Here is a 25,860-nt window from a genome sequence, read left to right as displayed (position 1 = left end):
GGGAACTTCATATGGAACCGCAACAGATCAAACAAAAACTGGGCGCCGGATTGCTGTCTTTTCCGGTCACGCATTTCGATAATGAAGGACGGTTTGCGCCTGAAAGCTATAAAGCGCATGTCGAATGGCTATCAAGTTTCGACGCACCGGTTCTTTTCGCAGCCGGCGGAACAGGTGAGTTTTTCTCACTGCGTCCGGACGAAATTCCTGCGATTGTATCTGCCGCCAAGGAAGCTGCGGGCAACAGCGACACCGCTATTGTTTCGGGTTGCGGTTATGGCACTGAAGTCGCTATCGATATTGCACGATCGGCGGAAAAAGCTGGTGCAGACGGTATTCTGCTTTTGCCGCATTATTTGATTGATGCGCCACAGGAAGGCTTATACGAACATATTAAACGTGTTTGCCAGTCGATTGGAATTGGCGTCATGGTTTACAACCGTGACAACTCGGTCATCCAGCCTGACACATTGGCTCGCTTGTGTGATGACTGCCCTAATCTGGTGGGCTTTAAGGATGGTGTCGGCGACATCGGGCTTGTTCGTCAAATCACTGCAAAAATGGGCGACCGTCTGACCTATCTGGGTGGAATGCCAACAGCAGAACTCTTTGCAGAAGCGTATCTCGGCGCAGGCTTTACCACCTATTCATCGGCAGTATTCAACTTCGTACCGGGTCTGGCAGTTGAGTTTTATAACGCGCTACGCGCTGGCGAACGAGCCACTTGTGAACGCATCCTGAATGACTTCTTTTATCCGTTCATGGCCATTCGCAACCGTCGCAAAGGCTATGCTGTCGCGGCAGTCAAAGCTGGCGTTCGTCTGCAGGGTTTTAACGCTGGCAAGGTCCGATCGCCTCTCTCCGATCTGACACATGAAGAAGAGAGAATGCTTGAGGCTTTGATCGGCAAATATGCTCGAAAGCAAGCTGCCTGAGTCACAATAATAAACAAAAGCCGCAGGTTATCACCTGCGGCTTTTTCAGTTTAACGTACTCTTCTAAGTTAGAGAGGCAACCATATCTCTCAGACGCGAACATGCTTGAATCAGTTCTGCATCGGAAGCTGCAATCGATAGCCGAATAAAACCCGGCGCACCAAACGCGATTCCCGGAACACTCGAAACGCCAAAAGCATCAAGCAAATAACTTGCAATGTCCGTATCATCGTTGAGCGTTACGCCCGACGGCGTTTGTCTTCCAATCAGCTGTTCCACACCGATAAATGCATAAAAAGCACCTGCTGGTTTGAGAAACTCAATCTCAGCTATTTGACCAATATAACCAGATACCCGGTCGGCACGGCGGTTGAAAGTGCGCGCTGCATCCGCAACAAAATCCTGATCGCCATCAAGTGCCGCTTTTGCCGCTGCCTGTGCAATACCACAGACGGATGTGACGCTTTGAGATTGCATTTTATTGATCGCAGCGATCAGCGCCCTGGGGCCTGCCGCATAGCCAACACGCCAACCAGTCATGGCATAGGCTTTGGAAACACCGTTGACGATCAGCGTGCGCTCACGCAATTGCGGACATACACCTCCAAACGAGACAAAAGGCACTGCGCTTAACAGGATATGTTCATAAATCTCGTCGGAAAGAATGAGAATTCTTTCGTGCTTTTCGAGTACAGCAGCCAGTTGCCTATATTCATCGGCACTATAAACAGCACCTGTCGGATTGGACGGTGAGTTGAGCATCAGCCAGCGCGTGCGCGGGGTGATCGCGGCTTCCAGTTGCGCTGATGTAAGTTTAAAGCCAGTTTCCACTCCGCAGTTGGCGAAAACAGGTTTGCCACCGTGGAGTGAAACAATATCGGCATAAGAAACCCAGCATGGCGTCGGAATAATAACCTCATCGTCCTCCTCAAGGGTCGCAAGAAATGCGTCAAATAGGATCTGCTTCGCACCATTGGCGACTGTCAGTTCGTCGAGGCTAAAATCAAGCTGATTATCTCGCTTAAACTTGGCAATAATCGCGTTACGAAGCGCTTCAGTTCCCGCAGCGGCCCCATAACGAACGCCCCCTGCTTTCACCGCAGCACATGCAGCATCGACAACATGGGCTGGTGGTTCGAAATCCGGCTCTCCCAAAGATAAATCGATAATATCACGGCCTTCGGCGCGAAGCTTTTTGGCGGCCATCGAAACTGCCATGCTGGGTGAAGCTTTTACACCTGCCGATCGGCGGTTTTCATAATTCATTTTGAACGCTCTTTTCCAAACATTGAGACAAAAGAAGCCGCCCATGCGGCGGCTTCTGAACGTCTTGCAATTACCGGCTTATGACATAGTCAAATTCGAGATCACGTTGCGCGGCCTCTTCAGACCGCTTCTCGACGGGGCCATAACCGCCGCCGCCGGGTAGCTCCAGGATAAGACGGCGACCAGCGGGTACGTGCTGTCTGCCCTTGGCATTAAGAACCGTGCCATCATCAAGAACGACTGCGCCGGCAGCACCATTCTCACCACCCTCACGACCACGCGGCGGATGCTTGATGCGATCGAACATGGCGTTGAAGTAAATTTCATGCCCTTTGGTCGGCGCAATCTCAACAACCTGCCCAAGACCACCACGATATTGACCTGCGCCACCAGATCCGTCGCGCAATTCCTTGCGCCAGAATATAACCGGGCCGACATGTTCGGTGGCTTCAATCGACATCGAATGAACGCCACTTGGAAAGGCGGTGGCACTTAAGCCGTCGAGTTGCGGACGCGCACCCGTTCCACCACTATTAAACAATAGCACTTCGGCACGATGTCCGCCGTCTTTTGGTGCATCTTCCCCGGTCAATGGCCGCGCACTGACATGAAGGTTCCACAGAGCACCGGATCCTTCCGCCGGAATTTTGCCCGGTAACATCTTATGAACCGCACCAAGTACCGCATCCGGCACGAGATGACCAAGAACGTGGCGGACTGATACAGGCGCTGGACGCTGCGCATTAAGAATGCAGTCTTTCGGCGCGGTCACCTTGAATGGCAACAACGAGGCATGATTGTTCGGAATCTCCGGCGCAAGGGAGCATTTCAGACCATAGCAAGCATAGGCTGCTGAATAGATCAGCGGACAGTTAATCCCCTTAGGGCTTGGCGCGGATGTACCAGAGAAGTCGGCCAGGATATGATCCGAATACACATCAAGGCGCACAACGATATCGATAGGATCAAGATAACCGTCGACCCTCATGACATTGGAATATGTTCCATGCGGCAAGGCAGCAAGCCGTTCCAGCGTCGCATCATAGCTGCGCTTGAAAATGAATTCGGCCAGACCTTCAAGGTCGTCAAGATGAAATTCATCCATCATGTCCATCAAGCGGCGATGACCGATTTCGTTACATGCAGCAAGCGAATAGACGTCACCAACAACCTGATGGCTTTCGCGCACGTTGTTACGCAGAATATTGACGAGGTCTTTGTTGACCACACCGCGTTCCGCAAATTTCATGATCGGCACAAAAATGCCTTCCTCATAAACTTCATTTGCGTCGGGTCCAAAGCCACGGCCACCGACATCAACAACGTGTGCCGTACAGGCAAAAAAGCCGGTCAGCTCGCCTTTGCGAAAGCTTGGCGACACAACGGTAAAGTCGTGGAGATGTCCTGTGCCCTTCCAAGGGTCATTGGTAATGTAAACATCACCCTCAAAAATATTGTCACGGCCAATGTCATTGATGAAATGGCCGACTGCTTCCGCCATTGCATTGACGTGTCCGGGTGTGCCGGTGACGGCCTGAGCGATCATCAAACCAGCGCGGTTGAAAACACCCGCCGAAAGATCGCCGGATTCACGCACACTCGTACTGAAAGCGGTGCGGATGAGCGTGACTGCCTGTTCTTCAACAACAGAAATAAGTCGGTTCCACATGATCTGCATATGGACGTCTGAAATAGGTTTCTTTGTCATGATAACATTCCTCAAGCAGCTTTTGCGCGCAATAACAGGCATCCATCGGCCTGCATGATCACTTCGCGGCTAGCAGTCACGATGGTTGATGTTTCGCGTTCTGTGATGACAGCAGGTCCGGCGACCCAATCACCCGGTTTCATATCGGCACGTTCAACGACAGAGGCATCCAGAAAACGCTCTTCGAGAACATCGAATATCTGCCGCTGACCAGACACGAATGCCTGGGACTGTTTGTTTACAGGCTTTGCAGGCGATGGAGCGGCCGCATCTGCACTTGCACGTAACGACCAGCTCACGATTTCAACGTCCAGATCATCAATCACACGACCGAAGAAACGTTCATAGCATTCATCGAAAAGACCGCGGAAAAGGCCAGCATCTGCGTCCTGATAGTCTCGAACTTCGATAGTTACCGGCACTTCCCAGCCTTGGCCCGCATAGCGCATATAGGCCGTGCATTCGAGCGATGGGTTCGCATCAGGCGCGCCCGAACGGACAAAGGACGTTGCTTCTTCAACGAGTTCGCGAATGACCGTATTGATCGCGGTGCCATCAAAACGGCTCAGGCGACTATAGGCACTGCGGACAGATTCAAAACCAAAAGGAGCGCGCAGAAAGCCGATTGCCGAGCCGACGCCTGCACCGGGCGGAATGAGAAGATCATTAACACCGAGCTTTTCGCAAAGACGTGCCGCATGGACAGGCGCTGCTCCACCAAAGGCAATCATTGTGAATTCCGATAATTCCTTGCCGTTTTCCACCGCATGCATGCGCGCTGCGTTGCTCATGTTCTCGTCGACGACTTCACTCAAACCATAAGCAGAGGTTGCAACATCTGAACCGAGTTTACTTCCAATATCAGCTTCCATCGCCTTTTCAGACGCATTGCGTGACAGCTTCATAGCACCACCAGCGAAGCTTTCGGGATCAAGGCGACCGAGAATAACATCGGCATCCGTAACGGTTGGATGAATACCACCGCGATTATAGCATGCAGGGCCCGGTTCTGATCCAGCACTATGCGGACCAACGCGGATCTGACGCATGGAATCCACCGTTGCAATCGAGCCGCCACCGGCGCCGATCTCGACCATTTCGATAACCGGAATAGAAATCGGCATGCCGCTACCCTTCTTGAAGCGATACGTACGCGCCACTTCAAAGGTCTTCGACGTCTTGGGAACTTGTTGTTCAATCAGACAGATTTTAGCCGTTGTCCCACCCATATCGTAGGAAACGACCTGATCAAGCTTGTGATTGGCCGCAATATAGGCCGCGAAGATCGCGCCTCCTGCGGGCCCCGATTCAAGCAGACGAACCGGAAATTCAATCGCACTTTCAATGCTGATGATACCACCACCCGAATGGATCATGAAGACAGGTGAAACCAACCCCTCTTCGCGCAAACGGCCTACAAGACGATTGAGATAAGAAGCCATCAGCGGTTTTACATAGGCGTTCGCACAAACCGTATTGAAGCGCTGGAACTCGCGCATCTGTGGCGACACTTCCGATGAGATCGACACCGAAAGATCAGGTTTTTTAGCCAACAACCGATCACGGAAGCGGCGTTCATGTTCGCCATTGAGGTATGAATGAATAAGGCCGACAGCGACACTTTCATAGCCTTCCGCAATAATACGGTCGCAGAGCGTGTCGGCTTCCTTCTCATCAAGCGGCTTGAGAATTTCTCCCGTTGCTCCAATACGCTCATCGATGACCAATCGGTCATTGCGCGGAACAAGTGGTGCTGGCAGGACAATATCCAGATCATATTGCTCGAAGCGACTTTCAGTGCGCATTTCGATAACGTCACGGAAGCCCCTTGTCGTCACCAGTGCAGTCCTGGCACCGCGCCGCTCAATCAACGCATTCGTAGCAAGTGTTGTGCCGTGAATAACGGTATCGATCTGCTCAAGCTTAACTCCAGCTTTTTCAGCCACTTCAACAATGGCTTTGATGATCGCGTTTTCCGGAAATGCGTAATCCGTCAGCACCTTGGTCGAATGAAGAGTCTCACCAACTTCCATCGCCACATCAGTAAAGGTTCCGCCAATATCGACACCAACCCTGATCAGTTTGCCATCTATCGTCATGTTCTGCTTAACTCCCAGAAAGAGATCAATACGGTATGTGCGGGCGCAGCTGGAAAGCTGTAGAGCGGCACGTGTTTATCGGTTCCCGCAAATATCCTTTGCGGGTTCAATTTTGTTGCATGTGAGTGTTTTGGTGGTTGGTGTGCAGTTAACGCCGCACACCCTCTATTTTAAATCACGGGATAACTATTGCTTGCCCGTAAAATCCACGCCTTCAAGCTCGGTTGGTAGTTTCGGGCGATCAACACCAATCCACTTTTTATAAAGCGCATCCAATGATCCGTCGGCATTATGCCGTGTTACGAAATCATTGAGATAGTCGAGCATTTCCTGGTCGCCCTTACGAACAGCCATCGATTGAATGTTATCTGCAGCCTTATATTTGCGATCATAGTTACCGCCATTCCCCGTGCTGTCGATCACCAAACCATAAGTCAGACTTCCGAGAATAGCGTCTACCTGTCCGGACAAAAGGGCTTGCACGGTTGTTGCATCATCATCAAAACCTTTGGTTTTCGTTCCCGCTGGCGCAACCCTTCTAAGGATCGGCTCAAATGCGCTGCCTCGGTTAACGCCTATCGTATAATTTGCAAGGTCTTCATTGCCCTTAATGTCGAGGTCTTTTTTGCCCCAAACAGTGATGTCGTTTGCGGAGTAAGGCAGCGCAAACTGAATGACCTTGGCGCGTTCCGGTGTGACCGTCATAGACGGCACAAGAAAATCCACCATACCATTTGTCAGCAGTGGAATACGGTTTTGGCCGGTAACGCGTTCGAACTTGACCTCCACACCAAGCTCCTTGGCAATCAGATTGGCGACTTCAATGTCGTAGCCACCATTCTTGCCATTCTCGTCAATAAAGCCCCATGGAAACTGGTCCATCTGAACCCCAACAACGGCAACGCCCCTGGCTTTGATTTCGTCAGGTGATGCAGCGAGTGCAGCACCCGAAGCCCAAAGAGATGCAACAACACCTGCTGCCAGACTAAATGCGATCTTCGAAAACATGTTCTTACCTCTGGTTTATTTATTCTTGATTTAACGCGAAGCGTTGAGGCGCTTCTCGATCCGGGCGCTGTAGTAAGTGAGCGGAACACAAATGACGAAATACATGAGACCCACCGTTCCAAAGACCTTCATCGGCTCGAAAGTGATATTTGCCATGAGCTGTCCTGATCGCGTGAGCTCTGTCAGCCCAAGCAAAGCTGCCAGCGCGGTTCCCTTGATCAGATTGACCAGAAATCCGATGGTGGCAGGCAGACCTATGCGAAATGCCTGTGGCAGCACGACATCCTTCATACGATCAAAATATCCAACGCCGAGCGCACGTGCAGCCTCATCCTGACCGGTCGGAACAGCTTCAATACTTCCACGCCAGATTTCACCTAGAAACGCACTGGCATGCAGCGAAAGTCCGACGATCATGGCCACCCAAACATCGACACGAAGGCCCAACAGCGGCAAGCCAAAATAGACAAAGAAAAGTTGAATGAGCAGCGGTGTACCTTGGAAAATCTGGATATAGGTCGCCATCGTATAACGCAGCCATTTCATCCGGCTGGTACGCCCAAGCGCAACCATTAAGCCCGCAAGCCCTCCGAAAGTAAAAGCGAGGATTGACAACAAGACCGTCCAGCGTGCGCCTTCAAGGATGAAAAAGAATTCTCCTGAACCAAAACTACGGATCATCGCTAAGCCTCACTTCGTCGGATAGGAAAAGTAGGTTCTGCCGATGAATTGCAGAACGATGGAGAAGAACTGCGATAGTGCAAGATAGATAACGCCCAGTATGAAATAGACCTCAAAACTTCGGAACGTTTCTGAATCGATCATCTGTCCCACATAGGTCAGTTCTTCCGCAGAGATGGATGCCACCAGGCTTGAATTGAGCATCATCAGGATGAACTGGCTGCACAAAGCGGGGTAGACTGCGCGAATGGCCGGACGGAAGATAATGAAGCGGTAAATATCGAATGTATGAAGTCCCAATGCCTTACCAGCTTCAACCTGCCCAACCTTGATTGATTCAACACCACCGCGAACAATTTCAGCAGCATAGGCCGCGCAATTCAGCGTCATCGCCAAAATTGCCGCCTGTTCAGCAGTCAGTGTGATACCCATGGAAGGCATGCCAAAAAAGATAAAGAACAACTGCACGAGAAAAGGGGTATTCCGGATCAGTTCGATATAGCCAAACGCGATAAGCGAAATTGGCTTAATTGCGCTCATGCGCATAAGCATGAAAACGATACCGAGCAGCAGGCCCAAAACCATTGACGTTGACGATATTTTCAGTGTCAGGATTGCGCCATTAACGAGCGCCGGCCATGCTGCTAAGACTGGTCCAAAGTCAAATATATAGTGCATTCGCTATCTCCCACTTATTGCCTCTGTTCCCCTTATTGTCAGTGGTTGAGAATCTGCCCGAGAAACGCTTTGGCGCGCTCATGTTTGGGATAGCTGAAAAATTCGTTCGGTGGAGCGCTTTCGATAATCTCGCCGCGGTCCATGAAAATGACGCGATGGGCAACTGCGCGCGCAAACCCCATTTCATGGGTCACGCAGATCATCGTGATGCCATCATCCGCGAGAGATACCATAGTATCAAGCACCTCTTTGACCATCTCGGGATCAAGCGCCGAGGTCGGTTCGTCAAAAAGCATGATCTTGGGGTCCATGCAAAGTGCACGTGCAATGGCAACGCGCTGCTGCTGCCCACCGGATAGCTGAGCTGGATATTTGTTGGCCTGATCCGCAATATGAACGCGGTTGAGAAAATGCATTGCCTTTTCTTTAGCCGACGGCGTCGACGACTTGTGCACGCGGCGCGGAGCGAGCATGCAATTTTCCAGCACGGTCATGTGGGGAAACAAATTAAACTGCTGAAAGACCATCCCAACATCGCGGCGAATATGATCGACATTCGCTCCTTTGTTGCCCAAACGGGTTCCATTCACATCAATTATACCATCTTGTATTTCTTCGAGAAAATTAATGCAGCGTATCAGCGTGGATTTTCCAGAACCGGAAGGACCACACAACACAATATGCTCGCCGCGATTAACCTCCAGATTGATGTCTCTAAGTACATGAAGCTGGCCATACCATTTGTTGACCGCACTCATCTTGATGGCTTTGTCAGTCATCGAACTCTCGCTTCGTTATATCAGCACAATGGAAACAGCGCTTTAAGGCCGAACCTCAAAAATCGCATCGACTTCAACGGCGAACCCGCGTGGCAACGACCCTGCACCCAAAGCAGTTCGCGCGTGGCGACCTTTCTCGCCCAGAATTTCGACGAGAAGATCAGACGCCCCATCGATTACAGCTGGATGATCTTTAAAGTCTGGCACTGCATTGACAAAACCGCGCACCTGCAGACACGCAGAAATGCGGTCCAGATCGCCTTCAAGCGCAGTGGACACACGAGCTAGAATATTAAGCGCACAGATGCGGGCTGCCTGATAAGCCTGTTTCACATCCATCGTACTGCCCACCAAGCCAAGATAGCAATCAATACCGTCAACGCGCGGAACCTGCCCCGAGATATAAAGCGTATCACCGCTAAGCCTGAACGGAACATATGTGCCGCTTGGTGCCGTGATCTCTGGAAGAGTAATACCGAGTTCTTTCAGTCTGGATGAAACCGATCCCATCATGTTTCCCCTTATTGTTTTCCGCATCTCTTATTTTCATCATCTGTTATGCGACGAAAAGATTGTGATATTATCACTTGCGGTTTTGTTATGACATCAAATTCGCGGAAATATTACTTCTTGTCAAGATGGTTTATTAGATGTCGTACAGCGTTGGCGAAATATTCACTAACTGCATTTTATTGTTTTAAAATAACAACTTATCAATTTTCCATTCCGTATAATTGATTCCGATCTAATAAATTTTTTAATGAAATCTCTTTCTGAAATGCACATCTTGCATTTGATTTTCTTAGATTCAGCAATCTGTATCCATGGTAATTTTAACCAAAAGAGAAATAAATTTGATAAGAGATAATATCACTGCATGAATGATACTATCTTGCATATTCCATGAAGGCATCGTAACAAAGCTGAGAGATGAGAAAATGAATTGAGCGGGATAGATTTTCATTGAAAACACTGACATCGCGAACGATTGACAATCTCAAGGCGCTGATTACCGATGGGACACTCCAAAATGGAGACAAGCTCCCCACCTTGGCAGAGCTCGGCCACACACTTGGCGTCAGCCGAACGGTTATTCGCGAAGCGATTGCAGCCTTACGCTCAGACGGATTGCTGGAAGCCAAACACGGGGTGGGTATCTTTGTTCGCGATCAGGACAAAGCCAATGCCGCACCCGGCGAAGCTTCCACCATTCTGGAGCCGCTCGGTCTTTTATCCCTACCCTTTATGGACTTGCTTGAATTGCGAATGGCATTTGAGGTTCATGCTGCGGGGTTAGCCGCTCAGCGCAGATCATGGGCGCAGGAAGCTAAAATGTGGGAGGCTCTTAAACAGTTTGAGAACTCGCAGGATGACGAAGCGGCATTAGATGAACTCGATTTTGCTTTCCATCGATGCATAGCGGAAGCTACAAACAACCTCGCTTTCATCGAATTTTTCAGCGTGATGAGCGTGAAAATGCTACCGCAGCCAGCATTCTCACGCAATCTCAACCCCGCTCTGATCACGCCGGAATATATTCAAAACACGGTTATAGAGCATCACGCTATTTGCGAAGCGATCAGCTCAGGCGACACTGAAAAAGCCCGCAATGCGATGCAGGCCCACCTCAGCCGCAGCCATCAGCGCTATAGAGGCTTTTCGGGGAGTGTTGGTTCACCATTGAGCAATATTACCGAAGCTTAGTTATCAAACTTGCCCGCAATTTAGCTTTCATGGCGGAAATTGCACATCTACCCGGAACTGCATTCGGTAATATTGCAATTAAAGAATTTGCACTTTCGCTGACGGATTAATTTTCAATATCCGCTTAGGGTAATCATGCATCATTGCTCCGTCGCTAGAAGTGGCTCGGTTTGTCTGAACAGTTTCGGTCGTTTTGCTAAGTGGATTACCGCCTGGATTATGCCGCCACCATCATTGGTGTCAGCGCGTTGAAGTAAACCTGATCCGGTGTCTGCCGGTCAAGCGATGAATGTGGCCGTCGGCTGTTGTAGAAATTCAGATATCTGCCGATGCCAGTGCGGGCCTCGGACACGGTTTTGTAGGCGTGAAGATAAACCTCTTCGTATTTGATTGATCGCCAGAGCCGCTCGACAAAGACATTGTCCCGCCACGCCCCCTTACCGTCCATCGAGATAGCTATTTCTGCCTTTTTCAACACGTTAGTGAAGTCGATGGACGTGAACTGTGATCCTTGATCCGTGTTGAATATTTCAGGCTTTCCATAGCGCACCAGAGCTTCCTCAACCGCTTCGATGCAGAAGTCCGCCTCCATCGTGATCGACAGTCGCCATGACAGAACCCGGCGGCTGAACCAGTCGACGACAGCGCACAGATAGACAAAACCACGTGCCATCGGAATATACGTTATATCCATTGCCCACACCTGATTGGGTCTGGTGACCGCTAGCTTGCGCAGGAGATAGGGATAGATTTTATGCCCTGGCGCTGGCTTCGAGGTGTTTGGGCGACGGTAAATCGCCTCGATGCTCATCTTCTTCATCAGCGTAGCGACATGTAGTCGCCCAACCTCAAGCCCTTCGCCTTTCAAAAGCCCCTGCAACATCCGACTTCCCGCGAATGGATATTCCAGATGCCGTTCATCGATCCGGCGCATCAGTGCCAAATCGCCATCCGATACAGGGCGCGGTGAATAGTAGACACTGCTACGGCTGAACCCGAGCAGCTTTGCCTGTCGTGCGACCGAAAGCTTGTGAGCGCGGTCGATCATTTCCTTCCGCCCAGCAATCCCGCCTTGCTGAGCGCTCCGGCTAAAAAATCGTTCTCCAGAGTTAGCTCGCCGATCTTGGCATGCAGCGTTTTAACGTCGACGGTTGGCTCTGCTGGTTCCGCCTTGGTCTCGTCGCCGAAAACCCCGATCGCCCCCTCAAGAAGCTGATCTTTCCATTGCTTTATCTGGTTCGCGTGCACGTCAAACTGCTGGGATAATTCAACTAGCGTCTGCTCGCCTCTGATCGCAGCGAGCGCAACTTTTGCCTTGAAAGCTGGACTATGGTTTCGGCGTGGTCGTCTCGTCATGGTATCTCCTGTTCCCGGCATCTAAGCCGCACTCAGGCAGAAATTCCACTTATCCTAGCTGTGCAGATTTCCCGAGCCACTTCTGCTTTACGTGCAGCCTCAGCCAAACGCGGCACAAATTTGGGAAAACTATAGGGAATGGAGAGAACGCTTAATGCCGATGCCGACCAAACCGCGACAGGATCATCGAGTGCCACATAGGAGCCGCGCTTCACGGCACTTAGTGCTGCAAACAACGGCTGTGCTTGCGCTGCAGCACGCGCACCCTCCCCGTACCACATGATCAAAACATCAGCGTCTATGCAGCGCATCTCAACCCTTAGAACCCCGTGCGTCTTTAGGAGCATGAACCCGGAATCTAAGTTTTATCTTTTGCATAGATTCTCAATTTCACGCCGATAAGTTAGAACTTATAGGAAATTCCGCCTGCGATCGTGCGCGCTTTGCCATACGAACAGGCGTATGCATGCTTGGTGCAGGTTTTAGCGCCGCCGCCTTATTAATTTGGGGAGGAACGCTTAAAATACCGCTTAAGCCTGTCACCACCTATCGAACTGACAGTCCATCTGCAGCTCTGAGCAAAGAGGCACAACCGCTAATAGATCTGTGAGCTTGAGATCCAGTCAAGAATCGGCGGCTCTCTTAATCGTCTTCCGTGACACTTGACTGGAGTTCAGCAAATTTCGTAGCCATCGTTGGATTGCCACGCGTCAATCGCTTGACTGTCAAATCCTCAGCCTTGTCATTTGCAAGCCGCAAGTTGTTTGCTGACTTGTGAAGTGCTTCTTTCGTCTTTTCCAAATCTTTGATAGCTTCATCAATACGCTTGATTGCTTCTTCAAAACCGTCTGAGGCCAGACGCCAGTTTCTCCCGAAAGCTGATTTGAAATCGTCAAGCTGGCTTTCAAAATTGGTGATGTCGACGTGTTGTGCTTTTACCAAAGCCAGTTCAGTCTTGTACTTCAATGAGTTCATTGCCGCGTTTCGTAAAAGCGTAATGATTGGAATGAAGAATTGTGGCCGCACCACATACATCTTTGGGTAACGATGAGATACGTCTACAATGCCGGTATTGTAGAGTTCGCTCTCCGGTTCCAGCAGTGAGACCAATACTGCAAATTCACAGCCCTTAGCGCTGCGATCCTTGTCCAGTTCTTTGAAAAAGTCCTCGTTCTTTTTCTTTGTAGCAGTCTGATCATTTTCATTTTTCATCTCGAACATGATCGAAACGATTTCAGACGCGCCATCATCTATATCGCGGAAGATGAAGTCCCCCTTGCTACCGTTGCGCGCGTCATTGTCTTTCTCAAAATATGCACGGGGGAAGGCCGTCGCTCGAATTCGGTCGAACTCGGTGGCACAGTGTTGTTCGAGCGTTTCTCCGATCATCTTTGTCGACAGCTTTGCTTTCATATCTCTCAAGCGTTCAATAGCGTCATCGCGATCCCGGAGTTGTGTTTCGTACTTGTCCTTGAGAGCCGTTTCAGCCAGCTTCTTTTCGAGCTCTACCCGGGAAAGACCGTTCTTCAGCTCCTCGCGTTCTCTTTCAATCGCGCTGACCGCTTGTGTAACAGCGAGTTGCTGCGAAAGTTCTCCCGCATCAAGTCTCGCCTTTAAGCTCTGGATTTCAGCGTCCTTAATTGAACCAGCTTTTTGCAACTCTGAAATGAGCTTTGCCTCGGCGAGTTTCGACATCGCTTCCTGATCACGTCTGGCATTATCAAGATCGTTCACCAGCTTATCACGCTGCTTTTCAACGTCGCTCAAAGCCTCAGCAACCGCTAGTTTGCGCGCAACTTCGCCTGCCTCAAGTTTCGCGCGCAATTCCTGGATTTCAGAATCCTTCGCAGAAGTCGTTTTCTGTAGTTCACTAGCAACCTTAGCCTGTGCCAGTTCCACTGCGTTGCGCTTGTCCTGCTCGGCCAGATCCAAACGCTCATGCAGTTGCTTCTCGAAATCTCCGTCTCTAACCTGCTTTAAAATGTCAGCATAACCAGCCTCGTCGATCTTGAAGGCCTTGTTGCAGTGAGGACAAATGATTTCATGCATGATTATTTTTGTTAGCCTTGATTTGCACTGAAGGGAGAGCAAGCGATGGAAGCGATTAGTCGGTCATCATGTGAAATATTCCGATCCAAGCGGTCAAGGCCAATTTCCAATCGCTTACTCAATCCGCTAAAGTCCAAATAGCCGTGCTACTCGCCAATTGAGCAATACCTTAATACCTGAACAGGTGTGCAATGAAACGCGGCCGGTCAGACGAAGTCCCCTTGTTGTTTTTGCACCATATGCAGGCCTTCAATACCGCAAAGCGTAAAACCGGCCGCGGCTTCGGACTTAAAGTCGAAGATAGAGCATGTGCAACGCTTGATTCCGCACTGATCACGCTGAGTGCGATTATTAAGATACTTGCTGGAGCGCCCGCAATGATGGCGCTAATCTGTCTGAGCCGGTTCCATTTGCGTATAACGAGAAGCTTCATTGTAACGTTCAAGCAGTTTCGGACTGAAATACATAACTCAGCGATACATGTGAATATCAAAGAGCTCCGATTTTATCTTGGAAACCGTTGGGCCTCCTCAAGAATATTCAAATCCATGTGGTTGCGCATGTAGCGCTCCGAAGCCTTTTGAAGCGGCTGATAGTCCCAAGGGTAGTAAGCGCCATTGCGAAGCGCAGTGTAAACCACATGCCGGCGCGCTTGACTGGCCCGAACCTGCTGATCATAAAGTTCTAAATTCCAGCGCTTCTCTGCCTGTGTCTTAAGACGTTTAAAGACGTCCTGATATTCAAACGCATCGGCGAGGTTCGACAGTTCGTCCGGGTCTTCTGCAAGATTAAACAGTTGCGGTGGATCAGCCTCGCACAGATTAAGTTTCCACTGCCCCTCTCTTACCGCGACCATGGGCGCGATAGTGCCCTCCGCAGCATATTCCATTGGCACCACGCCGCGCGATTTAGCGCCTGATGCGACATCGACCAATGACGCCCCATCGGTCCAAGGCATGATATCGCTGAGATTTATTCCAGCGAAGTCAGCAAGCGTCGGCAATACATCAAGCGTTGATACAGCTTCTTCAATCCGTCCCGGCTTAAGCTGCGGCGACGCGATCATCAAAGGCACACGCGCAGAGCCATCAAAGAAGTTCATCTTAAACCACAGCCCGCGCTCACCGAGCATATCTCCGTGATCTGACGTAAAAACAATAATTGTATTTTCAGCCATCCCGCATCGATCAATCACATCAAGAATGCTGCCAATTTTATCATCGACATAGGAAATATTAGCAAAATAGGCCTGACGCGCGGCCCTGATCTGCTCCCGGGTCAGATCATAATCTTCCGCTTTGCAAGCCCGTAGCAAACGTTCGCTGTGCGGATCAATTTCACTGGCAGGCAATGGTCCAATTTTTGGATCAAGCTCGGGAATATCTGCATAAAGATCAAAGAACTTTTTTCTCGCCACATAGGGATCATGTGGATGCGTAAAGCTCACAGTGAGGCACCATGGGCGGTCATCATGGCCGCGAGCCAGATCATAGAGCTTGGTCTCAGCCTGATAAGCGACCTCGTCGTCATATTCGAGTTGGTTTGTTATCTCAGCTGTTCCAGCCCCCGTGATCGATCCAAGATTATGATACCACCAGTCAATCCGCTCACCCGGCTTGCGATAATCCGGTGTCCATCCAAAATCCGCAGGATAAATATCTGTCGTCAAGCGTTGCTCAAAGCCATGCAATTGATCAGGGCCAACAAAGTGCATTTTGCCTGACAAAGCTGTTTGGTATCCAGCATTCCGCAAATGATGCGCATAGGTCGGTATTTCTGACGAAAACTCAGCCGCATTGTCATAAACGCCGGTGCGCGATGGCAATTGCCCCGACATAAACGAGGCACGTGCCGGCGCGCACAACGGGCTTGCCGTATAGCAATTCGCAAAACGTGCAGATCTTTCGGCCAGCTTTCTTAAATGTGGGGCATGAAGAAACTCGGCCGGTCCGTCAGGAAAGAATGTGCCATTCAGCTGATCGACCATCAATATCAGTATGTTCGGCTTTGTCATGGGAAGAACCATCAATGGAGATAAAGTACAAACGTCAAACGACGGGCGCAATCAACGCCCGCCGAAACCAAGACTGTCGTGCGACTTATAATCCGAGCTTTGCCTTCACTGCGGCAGCGCCCGGTTCGCCCTTGAGCGTGGTTACACCATCAAGCCATTTATCTATCTGAGCCGGATTGGATTTGAGCCATGCAGTTGCCGCAGCAGTGCCTTCAGTTCCCTCGTTAAGGATCTTGTCCATCAGCTCATTTTCGAGATCAACCGTGAACGTCAATTGCTTGAAGAATTTAGCAGCGTTTGCACAATCGTTGGCCCAACCCGTGCGTGAAAGCGTGTAGACTTCAGCGCCACCGTAATTCGCACCAAAATAATCGTCACCACCCGCCAAATATTCGATGTTGAGTTTGGTGTTCATCGGGTGTGGCGCCCATGCGAGAAACACAACCCATTGCTTATCGCGGTTCTTGCGGTCCACTTGAGCAAGCATTGCCTGCTCGCTTGATTCCACAAGGTTCCAGCCCTCCAGCTTGAACTTTTTATCTTCAATAATTTTCTGAATGTTTTGGTTCGCGGGCGCACCGGGTTCGATGCCATAGATCTCTTTGCTAAATTTATCAGCATGCGCTGCAAGATCAGCGAAATCTTTCACACCCTCTTTAGCCACGTAGTCAGGAACAGCCAATGTGAACTTTGCGCCTTCAAGGTTCTTTACCAAAACCTCAGCAGCATTTGCTTTATCGAGATCATCCCGGAATTTCTGCTGCGCGGGCATCCAGTTGCCAAGAAAAACATCCAGATTACCGGTTTTGAGTGCCTCATATCCGATAGGAACTGACATTGTCTTCACGTCAGGCTTATAGCCAAGACCGTCAAGAAGCACGCTGGCTATTGAATTCGTTGATGTAATATCCGTCCAACCCGGATCAGACAGACGAATTGTTTCACACGCCGCAGCATCAGCCGCAGAGGCTGCATTCGACAAACCTGCAAAGCTCGCAAGTGCAATTGCTGTCATTGTAAGGTAGCGCATATCTGTCCCCTATCTGTATTTAGCGAAATGATTTTCAATCAAAATTCGTTATGTCTTGCATTCCTTGTTTAAGAAAAACATCTTTAGGGATAAGGGAAAAGACACTGATTTTTTATCACAGTCATAAAGGTTATTTATGGTTTCTCCATCCTGGGATATGGGCAGTCTCGGCGTTTTTGAAGCTGTTGGACGATTAGAAAATCTAACTCTCGCAGCGCGTGAGTTAGGCATGACACAACCTGCTGTCAGTTATCAAATAAAACGAATGGAAGATCGATTGGGCGTATCGCTGTTCGCACGACGAGCCCGAGGCGTCGAAATTCTCCCAGAGGGACGCATACTTTATGATGCTGTGCGTCGCGGCCTTGACGGTATTGAAGATGCAATTCAACAAATTAAACGCAGACAGCGAACTCCCGGCCTGCGCATTGCAACAGATTACGGCTTCGCTGCGTTTTGGCTGATGCCGCGTGTAGCGAAATTCCGCCCCAGACATCCTGATGTTGACGTTCGTATCACCGCATCTTCTATGATCAAGCCGCTGGATTATCGCGAAGCCGATGTTGCAATCTTGTTTGGAGCAAAGGACGACGTCCCAAAAGACTCTATTGCATTCATCGGAGAAGCTGTTGTCCCTGTCTGCTCTCCTGCATTTTTAGAGGAACATGGCCCTTTCCCGAATGCGGCGGGTATCAAATCATCGGCACTTTTGCACCTGGATACATTGCAAGGCGATCGCTGGTACACGTGGTCAACATGGCTTGAGGCTATCAACGAAGAGATTGATGAGGGAAATTACGGGTTGATTTTCAACACTTATAACTTGGTTTTGGAAGCAGCTATGGCCGATCAGGGGATCGCGCTTGGCTGGGTGGGACTTATCGATAATGCAATAGCGCGCGGGAAGTTGGTCCACGCCTGCGATGTGACACTGACAAGCGCAAAAGGCTATTGGCTTGTTTTTAGTCCAGACATTTCAAACGATGCCCGCGCCTTATGCATGCAGCTACTCGACATCACAGCGTAATGTTTGGATGAAACAATGGAGTATGAACCTCTTGCCCCTATTACTGGATCGAGTGCTGATTGCAAGTCAAGAAACTGCCCCGCGCAGAATATTGCTTTCCGTTTTCCAGAGTGCCAGTCGAGATTGTTGGTTCCGATTCCAAACAATCAACGCAAGGTGCCAAATGGGTTGGAAAGAGATGAACAGCAGCAAATGTGCCTGGAGATGACATTGCCGAAAGCAAGATGTAATTGAGGCAGGCTCTCCAAAACACTCGCTAACTCATTTTTTTAGTATGATCGCATTCAAAAGCAAGACTATTATGGGCTTGACGGCCAATTCAGCTCAGCAAGGGTAGAGCGAACTGTTATGATGCCTAGGAGAGAATCTGCGTCACAGATCGGGTAGCTGAAATCATCATCGGTACAAACTGACGCGTGATGGTATTTTCATCATATCGTAGATTAGACGCAGCAAGCACCACAGCAGCTGTCGTGTGACCATCTGGCAAATGGATTGGTGCGGCCAAGGCGATGTCGTTGGCGTAAACCTGCTCTACGGCAATCGCAAATCCGCGCTGACGGGTTTCATAAATACGTTGCCATATTTGTTCAGGCTCGACGATTGTCCTGGGCGTATAAGCACGCAAGTCACTTCGCGCGAGAATATCTTTAATCTGATCGTCCTGTAGTCCGGCGAGAAAAACCAGCCCTGCCGCAGAGCAATAAGCAGGAAGCTTACTGCCAACGATCACATCGTTGTCAAGTGTGTTGGCGGACAGATAACGAGCCAGATAAATAATGTCGGTGTCATCGCGCAATGTCAGGGAGATTGTCTCTCCCGTGCTGCGATTAAGGTGCATCAAATATGGATGCGCACGCTGCACCAACTGGCTGGATCGCGTATAGCGATACCCCATATTCAGCGACTTGGCTGAAAGCTCATAAGTCTTCGCATTTGGTACTTTTTGAAGATAACCAAGATATAGCAGAGTATGCGCAAAGCGTTGCGCAGCAGAACGGTCGATCCCTGCGCGCTGAGCAAGCTGTGTGAGCGTTTGACGAGAGTGAACAGCATCAAAGGTTTCCAGAACGCGAAACGCTTTTTCCACGGCCCGAACCAGCATTGGATCGTCGTGTTCTTCGTCGTGATGCGCCATTTCAAGCCGTCCCTCCGCCTTGTATCAAGCATCCCCGATATCATGCATCTAAGCAATAATGCTCACTTGATATGAATTAGTTACAGAATTTTCTATTGGTCTATAGGTATATATCTGAGCCGGTGTGGTCACTTAGTCGCAAAAGGTGCCGAGAACGGCACCTTTCTTGTTGAATATCAGAAATCAGAAACGAACACCTTCAGATAGCGCGGATGTATCCATTCCCGCATCCTTGAAGCCTTCAATCAGCAATGGAACGATTGCCTGACTTGAACGGTTTTCTTCTGCCCACTTCTGGAGAAATGCCTGAACGCGACCATCTTCATCGATCCGCGTTGCCGCTGAAACAGGAATGCCATGTGGTGGCGTCGGAACCGTATAGCTGGAGAACACAGCTGGAGCTGTCGAGAATGTTTTGACGCAAATCGGCAGCTCCTGGATCATGTAATCTGCACGTCCGGACTGAACAGCCATGATGGCTTCGCTCATTTCCTTCAAGCTCATGATCTTCGCTTTTGGCATGCTTTCTTTAATAAAATTGGTCTGCGCTGTTCCTGTCACCATAGCAAAGGTGACGTCTGGGTTGTTATATTCTTCCCATGTCGCCATTGGTTGCTTTGCTTTCGAACCGATTACGCAATCGGACATCTGCCAAACAGGACCAGCCATAGCCAGCGCCTTTTTGCGCTCTTCCGTAGCGGTCATGCCGGGGAAAATATCCAGACGGCCAGATTGCAGGTCAAGAACAATGCTCTGCCACGTGACTTCACGCCACTTCAGCTTCAGGTCTTTACCCATAGCCTTGCCAAGATCGGCAGCCATCTGACGGCAAACGCGCGGACCATAGCCAGCATATTCGAGTTCACCACCAACATGAAAAGACGTCGGTGGGTAATTACGAACGCCGCCGCAAACAACTTCGCCGGTGCGTTCGATCTTGTCCCATACAGATTCTGCCATAGCCGGCGCGCTGGCAACAGCTGCCGAACAGGCCAATAAGGCAGCTACGATCATCCTCATCATGTCGATATTCCCTTCGTTTGCTCTTCTATAGAGAGCTTCAATTCAACCAACAGCAGCATGTATTTTTCTATCAGAACAAGACAAGCGAAAAGTTTATTTTTCGTTCTTTATGCCTGTTAAAACCGTAGTTATACGAGTATTTATCAAATTAAGATCGCATAACAATAAACAATAATCGCTGTACGATTAAATATGCATTTTTATCTTGAAAATGCTTTTCACTGAATCCGAATCGCGTTAGCGCTTAAGAAAAAGGCCGCCTGATCGGGAATGAACACGGTCGCAAAATGGGAGTGCATGCAGATGTACCAATTTGACTGGTCCGTTATTCTCGACGGACAATTGTGGCTTAACGCTATCGGTGTGACCGTTGCTTATGCAGTCGTAACATCTCTCGCTGGCCTACTCATCGGCGTCATACTTGGTCTTGCTCTGGTGTCGCGCATACCCGTGCTTAAATGGCTGATAAACGCCTATATCCATCTGTTTCGCTGCACACCGCTTCTTGTTCAGATTGTATGGTTCTTTTATGCTCTGCCGATGCTGACAGGCTACACCTTGCCAGATTGGTTCGCCGCTGGCTTGGGTCTCACGCTCTATATGGGCGCGTTTGCAGCCGAGATTTTCCGTGCAGGCGTTATCTCCATAGAACGCGGCCAATGGGAAGCATCAACTGTGCTCGGCTTCTCCTACTTCACGAAAATGCGCCATATCATTCTACCACAAGCAACACGCAGAATGATCCCACCTATCGTGAGCCAGACAATTCTCCAGCTTAAAAATACGTCTCTTCTATCCGTCGTTGCCGTGCCAGACATTATGTACGCGGCAGGAAGTCTGACGATGGACACTTACAGGCCGCTGGAAGTCTACACATTCGCGGCACTGCTTTATCTCGTCATTTTGACACCCGTAACTTTGATCGCCAATCGCTTTGAAATCAAACACTAGGGGTGCGTCATGATTAATGTAAAAAATCTGCGAAAAACATTTGGCACTCATGAAGTTCTCAAGGGTATTGATCTCACTGTAAATCGCGGTGATGTAGCCGTTCTGATTGGCCCATCCGGTTGCGGAAAATCAACTTTGCTCCGCTGCCTTGATTTGCTTGAGCAGCCAACTGAAGGCCATATTGAAATCGCAGGTAAAAGCCTCGAATTTTCGCCGAAGAGTAAATTCTCCGAACGCGTGCAAGCTGACTTTCGCGCAAAAACAGGCATGGTCTTCCAAGGTTTTCATCTGTTTCCACATATGACCGTCTTGCAAAACGTTATGTCGGGGCCGCTGCTCAACAAGCTCAAAACCAAGCAGCAATCCAAAGAACTGGCGATGTCGCTGCTTAAGCGCGTCGGACTGGCTGATAAGATTGATCTTTACCCTCAGCAAATCTCAGGCGGTCAAGCGCAGCGTGTTGCAATTGCACGCGCACTGGCCCTGGAGCCGGAAGTCATGCTGTTTGATGAGCCGACATCCGCCCTTGATCCTGAGCTTGTCGGAGAAGTCCTCGATGTGATGCAGGGACTGGCAGCCGATGGAACGACCATGATTGTGGTTACCCATGAAATGAGCTTCGCGCGCAATGTGGCATCAAAAGTTATCTTCCTGGAAGGTGGGCATGTCGTCGAAACTGGCGCACCGGAAGACGTCTTGCGCAACCCGCAAACTGATCGGCTGAAATCCTTCCTGTCCAAGGTCGAACATTAATTACATCCAATCAAAATGGGATATTTGATCATGAAACATTCTGACTTGCAGGGTATGTATCCTGCAATTCCAACACCGCTGACTGATGATGGAAAACTCGATGTCGCGAAACTGGAAACCCTGATCGAATTCAACCTGGCTGGCGGAGCAAAAGGACTTGCACCGATCGGCGGCACAGGCGAATTTACAGCCTTGTCATCGGAAACACGCCTTGCTGTCGTTCGGGAAACCGTTCGTATCGTCAATGGCCGGGTTCCGGTTGTTGCTGGTGTTGTATCTCCCGGTTGGGCAGAAGCTGTCGAGCATGGAAAGGCATTTAAGGAAGCGGGTGCAGACGCTCTTCTTCTCGTAACGCCCTTCTACGTCATTCCAAGCCAACAGGGTGTCATTGACTATTTCCACGCCTATCGTCAGACAGTCGATCTGCCTATCGTTTACTACGATGTCCCTTCCCGCACGAGCTTTGTGACGGCTGTTGAAACACTCAAAACATTGGGTGAAGACGGAACGATCATCGGTGCCAAAATCTGCAATACCGATGCCTATTACTTCAATCGCTTGTCGGCGGCGATTGGCGACAAAATCGCTCTGCTGTCCGGCGATGATATGATTTATGCCGTGCATATCATGTATGGCGCGACAGGCGGCATACTTGCCAGCGCGCCGATGTTGCCAGCATTTTGGACACGTATTCACGACACGCTTATCAGTGGCAATTATGCTGAGGGTATTGCGCTGCATCGTCAGCTGCTCCCGACTTTTGCAGCACTTTTCAACGAAGTGAACCCCGGTCCGCTCAAGTCCATGATGGCTGATCTCGGCAGGCCTGTCGGTCCAGTTTCATTGCCGCTTAGAGCGCCGAATGAGATGACCCTCAGTCTCATTTCCGAGGCTATTGAAGGTCTGAAAGCGCAAGGGATCGCATAAGCAATGGCAGGCGGGGCGGAGTTTCTGGATTTTGCAGAGGCGAGAGAAAAGGCAAGGTCTTTTCTGCCCCGCGCTCTATTTGACTATATTGATCGGGGCACGGAAGCGGAAGACGCGATTGCAGCACTTCATCGTGGTTTTAAAGCAAAACGCATCGTTCCCCATGTGCTGCGCCCCGTCGCATCACCTGATCTATCAACGCGCTATCTTGGTCACGATCATAGTTGCCCCTTCGTAATTGCTCCTACCGCGTTGGCTGGTATGGTTCGACACAATGGCGAGGTCGTTATGGCGCGGGCAGCACAAGCGGCAAATCTGCCTTTTGTGGTCGCTACCCAATCCTCAACAAGCATAGAGCAAATCGCGGGCGGCGCACCGGGAAGCGAACTCTGGTTCCAGCTTTATGTCTGGAATGATCGCAACGAGACATGGAAATTACTGGAACGCGCCAAATCATGCGGTGTCGAAACACTCGTATTGACGGTGGATACACCCGCATCACCCAAGAAAATCCATAACCGGCGCAATGGCTTTGGCGTTCCGTTGCAACCATCTGCAACTCTGGCGCTCGACCTGATGACGCACCCACGCTGGACGCTTGGCGTTATGGGACGTTATGCGCTTGGCAATGGATTTCCTTCCTACGCGCACTACCCCGGCGAAGTCGCGAAAGCCGTTATGCAATCCATTCGTGATCCGCGCTTCGCTCTCGATATGGTTCTGGACCTTGAATTCCTCAAAGAGCTTCGCCGCCGATGGCCACATAAGCTCGTCATCAAAGGTGTTATGGCCATCAGCGATACACTCACCATGTTTGAAGCAGGTTGCGATGGAGTGGTCATCTCGGCGCATGGTGGCCGCAATATGGACAGCGCAACGCTTCCTTTGGAAGTTCTTCCGAGAATACGCGACGCTGTCGGTCCCGATAAGACGCTTTTTGCAGATAGCGGCGTCAGGCGTGGTTCGGATGCAGCCAAGTTACTTGCGGCCGGTGCTAACGGTGTCTTCTTAGGGCGCGCTCCACTCTATGGGCTGGCTGCTGACGGGGGCGATGGCGTCGTTCGCATAGTCGACCAACTCCGCGATGAGCTTCGATCATTTCTCGCTTTCGCAGGCGCCCCCACCATTCGAGATCTTCGACAATCTGAGTGGATTGTTTAGCAGCCCACACTTTTATTCAACCAACTCTATTTCAGGCCAGTTCCATGCAATTCAAGTCCGATAATCATGATCAATTACTCGCAACCCTGCGTGAGGTGATTGGCGATCAGTATGTGATGACGGATGCGCATGATACTGAGCCTTATCTTACCGATTGGCGTGGTTACGAAACAGGCAATGCACTTGCTGTTGTTTTCCCCGCGACGACTGAAGAAGTATCGCAACTATTGCGGATCGCAGCCGAATATCATTGTTGCGTGGTTCCTCAGGGCGGCAATACGGGCCTGGTGCAAGGCGCAATCCCGGTAGGAGAAAGCCGCGCAATTGTTCTGGGCCTTCGTCGTTTGGATCGTGTCCGCGAAATTGACAAAGCATCCAATCTTATCGTGCTGGAAGCTGGTGTGACCCTTTCAGCCGGACACGATGCCGCTGCAAGCGTTGATCGCCGTATACCGCTGCATCTTGGCAGTGAGGGCAGCGCGCAAGTCGGAGGCCTCGCAGCTACAAATGCTGGTGGCACAAGCGCTCTGCGTTATGGTCCAATCCGCGAATTGATTTGCGGTATAGAAGTCGTGTTGCCGGATGGGCGTATTTTCAGCGACTTAAAAGCGCTGCGCAAAAACAACACGGGCTACGATCTGAAAAACTTATTCATCGGATCAGAAGGTACGCTCGGCGTCATCACCGCTGTAGCGTTGCGTATGCAGCCTGTTTTGCGCTCATCAGGCCATGCATGGATTGCGTTGCCCAATCTTGAAACAGCCGTCGAAATTTTGATCGGAATACAAGACCGCTTTGACAGTGCCGTACAAGCTGTTGAGCTTTTGTCCGGCAATCAGGTTGACCTCGTTTTGCAGCATATACCGCGCTCTCGCCATCCACTGGAAAGCCGGCCTGAATGGTCACTTTTGGTAGAGTTGGGAAGCACGGATCCCAAAGCTGATCTGCAGAATGCTCTTGAAGAATGGCTTAGCGAGCTATTTGAGGAAGGCATTGTTGAAGATGCATTCATCGCGCAAAGCGATGCTCAGGCTGCCGACATCTGGCATTTGCGGCATTCGGTTTCCGAAGCAAATAAGCTCGAAGGTCATAGCCTGTCGCACGATATTGCCGTTCGTCCGGCACTGGTTCCCGAACTCATTAAGCGTGCGACAGATGCAGTTCATGAGCTGCATCCAGATGCGTATATTCTCATCGTTTCCCATATCGGTGACGGCAATGTTCATTTCATTGCGCATTTCAAACATGACCAGTGGGCCAGCTTTGAAAACCCGAAGCTCGTGACTTCGGAAATCATGACACGCGTGCATGATGTTGTTGATGAGCTCAATGGAACGTTTTCTGCTGAGCATGGCATTGGTCGCAAGCTAACCGCAGAACTTAACCTGCGTACTGACTCAGTGCGCATGGAACTGATGCGTTCAGTTCGGGATTTGCTTGATCCAAACCAAAGACTGAATCCTGGCAGTGTCGTTACGTTAGCCTGAGAGCAAAAATATTTATCGAGCGAGTGATCTGCTGTTAGTTTTCGTTTGAGTTTGATCCATTTTTCCATTCCGCCGTAATCCACTTA

The 25,860-nt window shown here is 50.2% G+C and carries 23 protein-coding genes; 8 read left to right on the top strand and 15 right to left on the bottom strand.

What is annotated here, in order from left to right; all coding sequences use genetic code 11:
* Positions 1 to 11: 11 nt before the first annotated feature.
* Positions 12 to 935: a 5-dehydro-4-deoxyglucarate dehydratase gene (gene kdgD, locus ACOZHT_RS18750; protein WP_339514674.1), complete on the top strand. Its 924-nt coding sequence runs from the start codon at positions 12 to 14 to the stop codon at positions 933 to 935.
* A gap of 63 nt (positions 936 to 998) precedes the next feature.
* Here the strand turns inward: kdgD and ACOZHT_RS18745 are convergent, their stop codons facing one another.
* From ACOZHT_RS18745 to ACOZHT_RS18710, 8 genes are all read right to left on the bottom strand, one after another.
* Positions 999 to 2,201, bottom strand: a complete 1,203-nt coding sequence (locus ACOZHT_RS18745) for a pyridoxal phosphate-dependent aminotransferase (RefSeq protein WP_339514672.1) — start codon at positions 2,199 to 2,201, stop codon at positions 999 to 1,001.
* Positions 2,202 to 2,271: 70 nt separating this feature from the next.
* A complete protein-coding gene (locus tag ACOZHT_RS18740; protein WP_339514670.1) occupies positions 2,272 to 3,909 on the bottom strand; it encodes a hydantoinase B/oxoprolinase family protein in 1,638 nt (545 codons plus the stop codon).
* 11 nt (positions 3,910 to 3,920) lie between these two features.
* A complete protein-coding gene (locus ACOZHT_RS18735) occupies positions 3,921 to 6,008 on the bottom strand; it encodes a hydantoinase/oxoprolinase family protein (RefSeq protein ID WP_421566224.1) in 2,088 nt (695 codons plus the stop codon).
* A gap of 186 nt (positions 6,009 to 6,194) precedes the next feature.
* On the bottom strand, positions 6,195 to 7,016 hold the full coding sequence (locus ACOZHT_RS18730; RefSeq protein WP_339514666.1) for a transporter substrate-binding domain-containing protein: 822 nt from the start codon (positions 7,014 to 7,016) through the stop codon (positions 6,195 to 6,197).
* Positions 7,017 to 7,046: 30 nt separating this feature from the next.
* Positions 7,047 to 7,697: an amino acid ABC transporter permease gene (locus ACOZHT_RS18725; protein ID WP_250043421.1), complete on the bottom strand. Its 651-nt coding sequence runs from the start codon at positions 7,695 to 7,697 to the stop codon at positions 7,047 to 7,049.
* A gap of 9 nt (positions 7,698 to 7,706) precedes the next feature.
* Positions 7,707 to 8,375 carry an amino acid ABC transporter permease gene (locus ACOZHT_RS18720; protein ID WP_339514664.1) on the bottom strand — a complete coding sequence of 223 codons (669 nt, stop codon included), beginning with the start codon at positions 8,373 to 8,375 and terminating at the stop codon, positions 7,707 to 7,709.
* A 38-nt stretch (positions 8,376 to 8,413) separates the two neighbouring features.
* Positions 8,414 to 9,154 carry an amino acid ABC transporter ATP-binding protein gene (locus ACOZHT_RS18715; protein WP_339514662.1) on the bottom strand — a complete coding sequence of 247 codons (741 nt, stop codon included), beginning with the start codon at positions 9,152 to 9,154 and terminating at the stop codon, positions 8,414 to 8,416.
* 42 nt (positions 9,155 to 9,196) lie between these two features.
* On the bottom strand, positions 9,197 to 9,664 hold the full coding sequence (locus ACOZHT_RS18710; RefSeq protein ID WP_339514741.1) for a RidA family protein: 468 nt from the start codon (positions 9,662 to 9,664) through the stop codon (positions 9,197 to 9,199).
* Between the two features lie 453 nt (positions 9,665 to 10,117).
* Between ACOZHT_RS18710 and ACOZHT_RS18705 the strand changes: the two genes are divergently transcribed.
* Positions 10,118 to 10,858, top strand: a complete 741-nt coding sequence (locus ACOZHT_RS18705) for a FadR/GntR family transcriptional regulator (RefSeq protein WP_339514660.1) — start codon at positions 10,118 to 10,120, stop codon at positions 10,856 to 10,858.
* Between the two features lie 217 nt (positions 10,859 to 11,075).
* On the opposite strand, the gene ACOZHT_RS18700 is transcribed toward ACOZHT_RS18705, so the two are convergent.
* The 5 genes from ACOZHT_RS18700 to choX all read right to left on the bottom strand — a co-directional run bounded on the left by ACOZHT_RS18700 (position 11,076) and on the right by choX (position 17,307).
* A protein-coding gene (locus ACOZHT_RS18700; RefSeq protein ID WP_421566223.1) for an IS3 family transposase occupies positions 11,076 to 12,214 on the bottom strand; the annotation gives its coding sequence in 2 pieces (ribosomal slippage) (positions 11,076 to 11,947 and positions 11,947 to 12,214; 1,140 coding nt in all).
* Positions 12,215 to 12,246: 32 nt separating this feature from the next.
* Positions 12,247 to 12,525: a hypothetical protein gene (locus tag ACOZHT_RS18695; protein ID WP_421566222.1), complete on the bottom strand. Its 279-nt coding sequence runs from the start codon at positions 12,523 to 12,525 to the stop codon at positions 12,247 to 12,249.
* Between the two features lie 331 nt (positions 12,526 to 12,856).
* Positions 12,857 to 14,263, bottom strand: coding sequence for a DUF2130 domain-containing protein (locus tag ACOZHT_RS18690; protein WP_339514656.1), 1,407 nt, complete (start codon positions 14,261 to 14,263; stop codon positions 12,857 to 12,859).
* Positions 14,264 to 14,768: 505 nt separating this feature from the next.
* Complete coding sequence (betC, locus tag ACOZHT_RS18685) at positions 14,769 to 16,277, bottom strand: choline-sulfatase (RefSeq protein ID WP_421566221.1); 1,509 nt, start codon at positions 16,275 to 16,277, stop codon at positions 14,769 to 14,771.
* An 85-nt stretch (positions 16,278 to 16,362) separates the two neighbouring features.
* Positions 16,363 to 17,307, bottom strand: coding sequence for a choline ABC transporter substrate-binding protein (choX, locus tag ACOZHT_RS18680; protein WP_421566220.1), 945 nt, complete (start codon positions 17,305 to 17,307; stop codon positions 16,363 to 16,365).
* Between the two features lie 136 nt (positions 17,308 to 17,443).
* Between choX and ACOZHT_RS18675 the strand changes: the two genes are divergently transcribed.
* Positions 17,444 to 18,334, top strand: a complete 891-nt coding sequence (locus ACOZHT_RS18675) for a LysR substrate-binding domain-containing protein (RefSeq protein ID WP_421566219.1) — start codon at positions 17,444 to 17,446, stop codon at positions 18,332 to 18,334.
* A 355-nt stretch (positions 18,335 to 18,689) separates the two neighbouring features.
* On the opposite strand, the gene ACOZHT_RS18670 is transcribed toward ACOZHT_RS18675, so the two are convergent.
* Complete coding sequence (locus ACOZHT_RS18670) at positions 18,690 to 19,472, bottom strand: IclR family transcriptional regulator (protein WP_421566218.1); 783 nt, start codon at positions 19,470 to 19,472, stop codon at positions 18,690 to 18,692.
* Positions 19,473 to 19,655: 183 nt separating this feature from the next.
* A complete protein-coding gene (locus ACOZHT_RS18665) occupies positions 19,656 to 20,495 on the bottom strand; it encodes a transporter substrate-binding domain-containing protein (protein ID WP_421566217.1) in 840 nt (279 codons plus the stop codon).
* 303 nt (positions 20,496 to 20,798) lie between these two features.
* Here ACOZHT_RS18665 and ACOZHT_RS18660 point away from each other — a divergent pair, with 303 nt between their 5' ends.
* Genes ACOZHT_RS18660 through ACOZHT_RS18640 form a run of 5 tightly spaced genes read left to right on the top strand, consistent with a single transcriptional unit; the run spans position 20,799 to position 25,774 of the window.
* Positions 20,799 to 21,446: an amino acid ABC transporter permease gene (locus ACOZHT_RS18660; RefSeq protein WP_094510072.1), complete on the top strand. Its 648-nt coding sequence runs from the start codon at positions 20,799 to 20,801 to the stop codon at positions 21,444 to 21,446.
* A 9-nt stretch (positions 21,447 to 21,455) separates the two neighbouring features.
* Positions 21,456 to 22,199 (top strand): amino acid ABC transporter ATP-binding protein, encoded by a 744-nt coding sequence (locus tag ACOZHT_RS18655; protein WP_339514645.1) that lies wholly within the window; start codon positions 21,456 to 21,458, stop codon positions 22,197 to 22,199.
* A 30-nt stretch (positions 22,200 to 22,229) separates the two neighbouring features.
* Positions 22,230 to 23,126: a dihydrodipicolinate synthase family protein gene (locus tag ACOZHT_RS18650; RefSeq protein WP_339514643.1), complete on the top strand. Its 897-nt coding sequence runs from the start codon at positions 22,230 to 22,232 to the stop codon at positions 23,124 to 23,126.
* 3 nt (positions 23,127 to 23,129) lie between these two features.
* Positions 23,130 to 24,287, top strand: coding sequence for an alpha-hydroxy acid oxidase (locus ACOZHT_RS18645; RefSeq protein ID WP_421566216.1), 1,158 nt, complete (start codon positions 23,130 to 23,132; stop codon positions 24,285 to 24,287).
* Positions 24,288 to 24,331: 44 nt separating this feature from the next.
* A complete protein-coding gene (locus ACOZHT_RS18640; RefSeq protein WP_421566215.1) occupies positions 24,332 to 25,774 on the top strand; it encodes an FAD-binding oxidoreductase in 1,443 nt (480 codons plus the stop codon).
* Positions 25,775 to 25,860: the final 86 nt, after the last annotated feature.

Origin of the sequence: Ochrobactrum sp. EDr1-4, assembly GCF_049199085.1 — a bacterium.
Classification (GTDB): domain Bacteria; phylum Pseudomonadota; class Alphaproteobacteria; order Rhizobiales; family Rhizobiaceae; genus Brucella.
This window is presented reverse-complemented; position numbering and strand designations above follow the sequence as displayed.